Source organism: Bacteroides sp. 1_1_30 (genome assembly GCF_020982715.1).
GTDB lineage: Bacteria > Bacteroidota > Bacteroidia > Bacteroidales > Bacteroidaceae > Bacteroides > Bacteroides xylanisolvens.
Window position 1 is genome coordinate 1 of record NZ_JAJKHN010000139.1, and the last position, 8,310, is coordinate 8,310.

The 8,310-nt window shown below is 46.8% G+C and carries 10 protein-coding genes; 1 reads left to right on the forward strand and 9 read right to left on the reverse strand.

What is annotated here, in order from left to right; all coding sequences use genetic code 11:
* Nucleotides 1-50 precede the first annotated feature (50 nt).
* From LPH68_RS24665 to LPH68_RS24700, 9 genes are all read right to left on the reverse strand, one after another.
* Complete coding sequence (locus LPH68_RS24665; RefSeq protein WP_074706891.1) at nt 51-1,958, reverse strand: TraG family conjugative transposon ATPase; 1,908 nt, start codon at nt 1,956-1,958, stop codon at nt 51-53.
* Between the two features lie 18 nt (nt 1,959-1,976).
* Nucleotides 1,977-2,147, reverse strand: coding sequence for a DUF3875 domain-containing protein (locus LPH68_RS26885; RefSeq protein WP_005680104.1), 171 nt, complete (start codon nt 2,145-2,147; stop codon nt 1,977-1,979).
* Nucleotides 2,110-2,460, reverse strand: coding sequence for a DUF4133 domain-containing protein (locus LPH68_RS24670; protein WP_008643641.1), 351 nt, complete (start codon nt 2,458-2,460; stop codon nt 2,110-2,112). The genes LPH68_RS26885 and LPH68_RS24670 overlap by 38 nt, the downstream gene beginning before the upstream one ends.
* Nucleotides 2,461-2,471: 11 nt before the next feature.
* Nucleotides 2,472-2,738 (reverse strand): DUF4134 domain-containing protein, encoded by a 267-nt coding sequence (locus tag LPH68_RS24675; protein ID WP_085931613.1) that lies wholly within the window; start codon nt 2,736-2,738, stop codon nt 2,472-2,474.
* Between the two features lie 452 nt (nt 2,739-3,190).
* Complete coding sequence (locus tag LPH68_RS24680; protein ID WP_008643639.1) at nt 3,191-3,943, reverse strand: hypothetical protein; 753 nt, start codon at nt 3,941-3,943, stop codon at nt 3,191-3,193.
* A 4-nt stretch (nt 3,944-3,947) separates the two neighbouring features.
* Nucleotides 3,948-4,361, reverse strand: a complete 414-nt coding sequence (locus LPH68_RS24685; RefSeq protein WP_008643638.1) for a DUF3408 domain-containing protein — start codon at nt 4,359-4,361, stop codon at nt 3,948-3,950.
* An 11-nt stretch (nt 4,362-4,372) separates the two neighbouring features.
* Nucleotides 4,373-5,152 carry a ParA family protein gene (locus LPH68_RS24690; protein ID WP_032846780.1) on the reverse strand — a complete coding sequence of 260 codons (780 nt, stop codon included), beginning with the start codon at nt 5,150-5,152 and terminating at the stop codon, nt 4,373-4,375.
* Nucleotides 5,153-5,402: 250 nt separating this feature from the next.
* Nucleotides 5,403-5,630 carry a hypothetical protein gene (locus tag LPH68_RS24695; protein ID WP_008643628.1) on the reverse strand — a complete coding sequence of 76 codons (228 nt, stop codon included), beginning with the start codon at nt 5,628-5,630 and terminating at the stop codon, nt 5,403-5,405.
* Entirely contained in the window at nt 5,627-6,562 is a 936-nt protein-coding gene (locus LPH68_RS24700; protein ID WP_008643627.1) for an amidoligase family protein, read from the reverse strand. Before LPH68_RS24700 ends, LPH68_RS24695 begins: the two co-directional genes overlap by 4 nt.
* Before the next feature lie 284 nt (nt 6,563-6,846).
* Between LPH68_RS24700 and yfcE the strand changes: the two genes are divergently transcribed.
* Entirely contained in the window at nt 6,847-7,386 is a 540-nt protein-coding gene (gene yfcE, locus LPH68_RS24705; protein WP_175353462.1) for a phosphodiesterase, read from the forward strand.
* The last annotated feature ends 924 nt before the right edge of the window (nt 7,387-8,310 follow it).

Sequence of the window (8,310 nt, forward strand, 5' to 3'; positions counted from 1 at the left end):
GATAGGTCATTTTCAAAGAACACTTTCCTAATCTCTTGCCAAAGAGATATTTACGATGCAACCTTTACGGGCGCACACAAAAACTTTATATAATCGGCCATGCCTTCCCGTGCGATAGCCTTCCAAGCTTCTTCCACAACTATCATCTTCCGAACCCCATGCAAACGTCTCATTTTGTTAATAAACGCCTCCATGATGATGACAGTCACGACCGGGAAAAGGATTTTGTGCTCCTTAATTTCGTCAATTTCAAATACCACAAAACGCTTGTTCAACAGGTCGAGCTGCTCATCCGAATTCAGCAGATAATCATATTCTCCACCACGGTAGTATGGAGCCAATACATTCAGAAAGTTAGTGAGATCGAAATCTTTCTCGCGGTAATGCTTCTCCTCCAGTATTCCACGGAACTCTCCCTGTACGAACTCGTAGAAAGTATTAAAAGAAGGAACCAGTTCATTGTCCTCCTTTATCTTTTCAAGGAACAGGTTAACCGCCATTGAAAGGGCTACTTCCTCGGCACGGGTAATGACTTCCGTATCCCTTTTCCAGAGTGACATGATCAGTGTTTTAATGGACTCTTTCTTCTCCAGGTCAAAGACCTTATCCTCGGTAAAGAATGGATTAAAAGCTATCGGGCGTTTTTCACTATAGGTATAATACACACCGTCCTCACCGTTTGTACGCTGATGGATCAGGTCGCATAAGCCCTTGTAACTGTTACCTATATCGATCAATATAATGTGGGTGCCCTGTTCCCAATATTGCCTGACGAGATGGTTCATAAAAAACGACTTGCCCGAACCGGATGGCCCGATGACCAGCTTGTTACGGTTGGTTGTAATACCGCGACGCATCGGCTCGTCCGAAATATCCAGATGCAGGGGCTTCCCGTTTGTCCGGTCTGCCATTTTGATACCGAAGGGCGACAGGGAATCCGCATAGTTCGTCTCTTCCGTGAAAAAGCAGACTCCCTGTTCGATGAAAGTAAAAAAGGACTCCTCCGAAGGGAAATCCCCCTCACCGCCGGGAATGCCCGCCCAATACAAGGCAGGCGCGTCAATGGTATTGTAACGGGGCTTGCATCCCATCAGGGCCAGGGCGGAACCGGTATCGTTCTTTATCACCTTGAGCTTCTCCCGGTTGTCCGACCATGCCATGACATTGCAATGGCAACGGATGGCGGTCAGCCCGAAAGAATGCGCCTCGTCCAGATACGCGTCAATCCACTGCTTGTTGAGCTGGTTGGCACGGCTGTACTTGGAAAGCGAGTGCATGTTACGTGCCGTCTTCTCAAAGCGTTGCAGGATTTCTGCCGAATCATCAATGAACAGGAACTGGTTATAGATATGGTCACAGGAGAGCATCAGCCCCACAGGAGCGGCAAAACTCAGACGGCAGTCACTGCGGTCGGTGGAGTATTTCTCATAGCGGGTATCCGTCTGGACACTGCCGGGAAGATCATCCACGTCGGAAAGCGTATGCACGCAGAGCGTATTGTCCCCGATGCGCATCTTGGACGCGCTCATCTGTATATCCTTCAGTGTGGTCGTGTCCTGTTGTGAAAGAGAAAAATATTTCTCGATCAGTCCGGCCTGTTGCGGTGTGCCGACAATCTCATCGGTGGTCAACCGTTCCAGACGGATAAAGACCGAGTCATTCAGGATGCGCTCGAACTGGTCGACACTCTCCAGAAAGCGGCTGACCGCATCCTTGTCCCGGACTTCCTTCGGAATGATATTCCCCCGGCAGAGGATGGAGAAATTGCTCCGGCTACGGCTGCGCTCCCTAGTCGTCTTAGTGATGAACAGGTAAGAAAAATGATTTAAATAAGGCCGTTCATTGAAATGCAGCTCGAAAGAACGATCCAGAAAGCTCATCCCGTCTTTATGCGTGTCGGCCCTGTAATTCTCTTTCAGGAACCAGTCCTGGCGGTGTACTATCGTATAGTTCGGCAGTACCTTGACTGCCTTTGTTCATGTGCCGTGCATGGATACATAATCTGCGGAAGTGACCGTGAACAGCTCCGGCAGAAAGACCTTGAAGCCGATGGTCACGTCCGCGTCTTTGGAGAGAATGCACCCTTCCTCCACGGACAGGATCGGAAACTTACTTTCCAGCGTTGCGGCTTTTAATATATTTCTCATGAATGCGTTTTTTAAATAAGGAAGATATACGTTTGCGATTGATGATATAGGACGGGTGGTACTTGACTGCGGCCAGCTTCATCAGGCCGTTGGGACCATACTTCTTGTTCAGGTAGAACACCCCGAAGATCAGAGAGAAAGCGGAGAGGACACCGAAACCGATACAGAACCACCGGTCAATACCTATCATATAGAAGATGACGAACAGCAGGAAAATGGCCAGCAAGCCCCCGACAAAGAAGTACAGGTATTGTGCCTGCAAGCCGTTGAATTCCACGTTGCGGCCGATTCCCTTGTTGATATTGTATTCCATAGTCTGCTATATTACAGGAAGAAGGAACGAAGGACTGTCGCCGCGACGATGAGGAAGACGCAGGCTCCAAACCAGCTCCCGGCGGTTTTACCTGTGTCGGGGTCGCCGCTGCTGAACTTCGAATATACCTTAATGGCACCTATCAGCCCCACAATAGCCCCTGCCGCATATATCAACTTGGTGGCGGGGTCAAAATAACCGGTAAGCATGGATGTAGCCTTTGTTATACCGGCACTTCCGTCCCCTTCGGCATAGGCACCCAAGGTGGAAACAGCTATTCATGCGATAAGCGCAACCGTCTTTTTAAAATGTCTTTTCATATGCAATCTAATTTTTTAGTGTGAATAAAAATCTTGTTTCAAACAATCCGCAGGAAGTTGCCCTCCTGCGGATTTGTCTCTTGCAACCACGATGTCTTTTTAGAATCAACCTGAGTCATAGTAACCAATCATAGGTACCTCCGTTTTTAAGGGGTTAATCACTCTTTTAATGTTCGCTCCGGTAAAGGGAAAGGATCAACCGGAATCATAGAAGCCTCTCATATCTCTATATCTTCTTTTCTAACAGGTTATACACTACGTCTCAAGAACTCGTCCTGCCCGGATCAACCGGAGTCAAAGAAATCTTTCATGCTTTTTCGTCTTTTTAGGTTATACATTCTGTTTTAAAACTCGCTGCACCCGGATCAACCGGAATCATAATACTGTCTCATATTCCTTACTTGTTCTATTTATTCGGGCACATGCTCCCTAATATCAAATTCCCGGAGAATGTCGTCCCTATTCTTTCCTGTCAATAAATGGGGCTCGCCCCGGTCCACATACAAGCGCATATAGCGTTTCAGTTTATCGCTGCTTCCCAGGACGCTCGCCTGCAGTACCCTTTCCATGTTCGTGCCTTCCAGCTTTTGGAAAGTCTGCCGGGCCTGTTCCTGTTCCGCTTCCGTAAGTTCGTCCGATGCCATTGCTTTCTCAATCATATCCATATCGTCAAAGGTGACACCGGTTGCCCGGTGGGGATTGCTCCGCTGTACGTATCCTGTAATCTCGTAGCGTTCGGGAATCTCCTCTTTTTCTTCACCGGAAGAAGGAGAGGCCTCCCGCATATAATCAATTTCAGGATAATTCAGTTTTTGAAAAGGAGCCGGGACTTCCGGGAATTTCGTATTCTTATCAAGGGGTTCGCGCACTCGGAGAACCGGCTCTGTTTTCTTTTCGGGAGTAAAGGTATCACTCTTTTCTATGCCTGATTCAGGCTGTCCGCTATTGTCATCTATTGTCAGTGATTGTCGTATTTGGTATCGGCTTTTGCCTATTATTTCCGTCTCGGATGAGGAAGCTGCCGGATGGATGGTGACAGGCGTAGCCCGACGTTCCTTCCTGTCCTTTCTGCCTCTCCATGTGAAAATGCTGCCTGTATGCACATACTTTTCAATACTCAGGTAAGAGGCATAAATGAACAGGATAATAAAAAGGTATTCCATGTCCTTATGATTTTAGTGATTGGTAATACTTCTCCAGCACGGCATTTATCAATCCGCCGTTCTCTTCGAAATGATGTGCCAGCACCTGGTTTACAAAACCGGCTACGGTCACTTCGCCACGTCCTACCGCCCATACCAGGGACGAGATGCGGCGATGCAGGCCGGCATCGATATGCAATGATTTACGGGATTTGGTTCTGACCGTATTCAGGAAGGACGCCCTGTAAGCGTCGATTTCCCCGGTGGTAAAGACCGGAGCTTCGCTACTCCCGGCAATCTCCTCTACCGTATCCTCCGGCTTCGGGGATGCACTCGTTGCAGGGGAGTCCGGTCGTATCGTCCCTTTCCTGGCGACAATATCCAATATGGCCTTCTCGTCAATGCTCCGGGGGTCAAATCTCTTTTTTCCGCTGTCCATAATTCCCCTTATTATAAGGTATGGGTGGTATCCAGATGTGTTACGGCACATAACTCATCTATCAGTTCACAGAGGCCCGAACCTTTTATCTGGCGGTTGTCGGGAGGGAACAGTGTGGAACGGAAGATACTGTTCTTCAGGGAGCTCAGCTCCTTGTTATAGCGTTTGGTATCCGGTATCCGTGACTCCAGCAGGCGTAACTCCGCTTTTTGTATGACGCGGTTCCAGGACTCGTAGCTTTCTGTCCGTTCACGCTTGTCGACCATGTTCCAGAAAAGATAGATGCCTTTCAGGTTACAGTTGTGCCTGGCAATCAGTTCTTCCTCCACCACCTCGGCAAACTGGAGGGAACTCTGCATGACGACATTATCTGCCTTTAGGGGGATGAAAATGTAATCTATTGCGGAAATGGTATGGACAACCCCTTCGCTGCGGAGGGTTCCCGGAAGGTCGAACAGTACGACATCAAAGACGGCATCCTGCTCTTCGATGTAGCGGTACAGGTCTTCTATAGCTTTCTCCGGATTGCTTTTGATTACCGGATAGGAACGTTTCCGGATTTGTTCATGCTGCCGGTAGAGGGCCACTTTGAGAAAATCACTTTCCTGCACGCTTTCTATGTCCCGGTCACGCATCCGGGAGATGCTGTGCTGGGGGGAGTCGCAATCCACGACACCCACCTTCAGACCTTTCTGGTAGTGAAGGATACTAGCCACCAGAACTGTGAAGGCAGACTTTCCGACTCCTCCTTTCTGGCTGGCAAAGGCAATTAATAACGGTTCTTTTTTCATACGCTTTCTTTATATAATCAGATAAAAATATAATGCTGTAAAACTGTAATGCTTATAATTGTATATCGTTCTACACTGCAAAAGAAAGGAATGCCGGGAAAAGATGAAATACCCTGTCACGGATAGTCATGGATAGTCAGGAATTGACAGGAGGAAATGCCGTCAGGCAGACAGGAAAGGTTGCAATGAAAAAAGAAAAATCCCTGCCTCATCTTTGAAGCAGGGACTAATAATAAAGGAGCGATACCGGTTACCGGACATAACCGGCGGCTTGCAAGTCCGTCAGGAAATGTTCAGGGGTATCGGTGGCAACTGACACGCCATGCAGCTCCCCGTAACGCCGGGCAAAGTTCTCCATATACTCCTGATCCGTGCAATCATAGTCGAACCGGCTCCCCTCACGGAGCAGCCGGACGAACTCTTCCGGGCTGGAGGCGGTTATCTGACCGCCATCCAGCAAATGATAAGTCTGTATCATACCGCTAACTTTTTAGTTCTAAGTTTAAAAAATAATTTCTGTTTCCCGTCCAGGAAGGGTAACCCCTCCAGTGTCATCCGGCTGGGAAGGCTGGATCTTTTCGCAAAGGTAATCAATCCGTTCAAGAACCGGATCCAATTCTCCATCTTTGTGAAATTAGTCGTACCGGAATGCTGGCGGAACTCAACGGTCCGGTGCCTGGAATAAGCCTCAAAATTGACCTTGTGGTACCGGTCATTATTAAAGACCTCCCGCAGGCCGTCTATCGTCCTTACCGATTTGATTCTCTCGTCGGAAACACCGGAGAGGGTTTTGCAGTAGGTATTGTTCCGGCGTGTCCTTGGCATAAAGGCATCAATCAGGTGTTCGAGATGCTTGTAGGTCAAAGCCAGATTCTTCCAGGTGTCCAGATTGAAACTAGCCGCATCCATATGGACATGGAACCCGCAACTGTCATTCACTTTTGCATTACAGATGTCAAGCACCCAGCATACCGTTTCCAGCTCTTTCAGGCCATTCTCACCCACCAGTATCGGGCTGACCAGCTCGAAAGTATTATTTCCCTGCAGGCTGCTGTCCGTCACCAGCTTCCAATGATCCCTGGTCGTGTGATTATAACCCTCAACGGCAACATGGATGCCGGCCTCCCTCAATTCGCGTGCCAGTCTTTCCATATTACAGTTATAGGCTTCAATCTCAATACCGAACTTGTGGGTGAAGGTGTAATCCATCAGGGTGGTTGCTGCCCTGTTCAGCAAGACTCCACCTTCTCTTTCAAGCATTTTCTTCTCAACATTATATACAAAACCATAGTTGCCGCGTGTCACCAAATCGGCAATTTCCCTGCGCGTCAGGCCCAGACGGAGCAGCTGCTCAATCTTGCTCGTCTTGGTGGTACTCTGTTCTAAGATATTTCTAACTTGTTCGTTCATAGCTTTTTATCCTTTATTATTATACCACTAAGGTAGCATAATAAACCCACATATCATAGTATTAGAATCCTTATTGTCAGACTGTTAGCTTAGTTTAGCTAAGGCTAAATACCCTTATTTTATGTATCCGATTATAACATTGCAGCAATCTACAAGGACAGCAATACAGCAATCTACAGTTCAGGGAACCTGTCTTTTTTCTCATCGTTTCCCCGGTTAGGGAGATTAGATAATTATGCTTATTTTTGTGCTGCGAAAACTTAACCGATAACGAATAGATTATGATGAAATACCTGATTGTGTCCGACATACATGGCTCGTTACCGGCACTGGAACAAGTGCTGGCATTTTATCGGGAGCAACAATGCGGAATGCTTTGTATTTTGGGAGATATCCTGAATTATGGTCCCCGGAACGGGATACCTCAAGGACTTGACCCGAAAGGGATCGCAGAACGTCTCAATGCGATGGCCGGTGAGATTGTCGCCATCCGTGGAAACTGTGATTCGGAGGTGGACCAGATGCTGCTGGACTTTCCCATCCTGTCCGATTACACCCTGTTGGTGGATAATGGAAAACGTTTCTTTCTCACCCACGGACATATCTACAATGAGGACAGACTGCCGAAGGGAAGGTTCGATTGTCTTTTTTATGGTCACACCCACCGGTGGAAACTTGAACGGAAAGAGCACACAGTGGTCTGCAATACCGGCTCCATCACTTTCCCGAAGGATGGGAACATGCCTACATTCGCTATTTACTGTGACGGTACGGTATCCGTTCATCGGCTGGACGGCAGCAGGCTCAAGGAACTTTCTCTCTGATGGGGAATGTATAATAATAGCCTTTTATAATTGTAGCTTTTTATAAATGTAGTCTTTTATAATTGTTTACCCATTATCTGAATATCCAAATATCAGAATATAGCAATATTCAAATACCCAATTATCCCAATATCCAAAACGCCAATTATTCAGTTGTCACTGTGTAACATTCCAAGAGACTACAGATATAATAGTATTCGGATTATCCGATTATCAAAATATTCAGTTCTCTGAATATTCAATTATCACGAAAAAGAAGCTATCTGATGTGTCGGATAATCGTAGAATGCTCTACTATTACAGGAAGCACAGCCTATTCCGCCTCCGGAATATTGGTAAAAAACGCCAACTTTCCTGAAGAAGCAGACCGAAATCGGAAGAGGTTGCCATCGGGAGGGAGGCACCAGTCGGGGCAATCTACAGTTCTACTTAAAAACGTTGTCCCCGTAGAGGGGACAGCAAGTTGTGTTTTCGTTTAACGAAAACCGGACGGTTTAACGGCATATTCCGCCGCCAAACCGTTCCTCAGAATATAGCTCCAGAGTCGCAAATTCAGCCAGAAAGAAACTGCATGTTGCAAGAGTTATTTATTGATATCTTCCTTTAAAGACTTGATTCTTTTATTATTAATCATTCTTCCCGGCTTGATTGAACTAAAAATAAAAAATAACTGTTACCCCAATTCCAATTGCAATGAATTTGGTTTTGGCATTTATCATCTTTAGTAGCTGTAATACATCCTTCTAAACTCTTCCCCTTGGTCTTGTTGGTCTGGTAACATGTTTGGATGGTCCCTACCAGAACTTATAGTTAAAGTAAAAACGGAATTGTTTTTTGTAATATCCCTTACAAAAAATAGGAAGTCCCAAATTAGATTCTGAATCTGTCTCTTATACACATCTCCGAGCCCACGAGACCATGGCT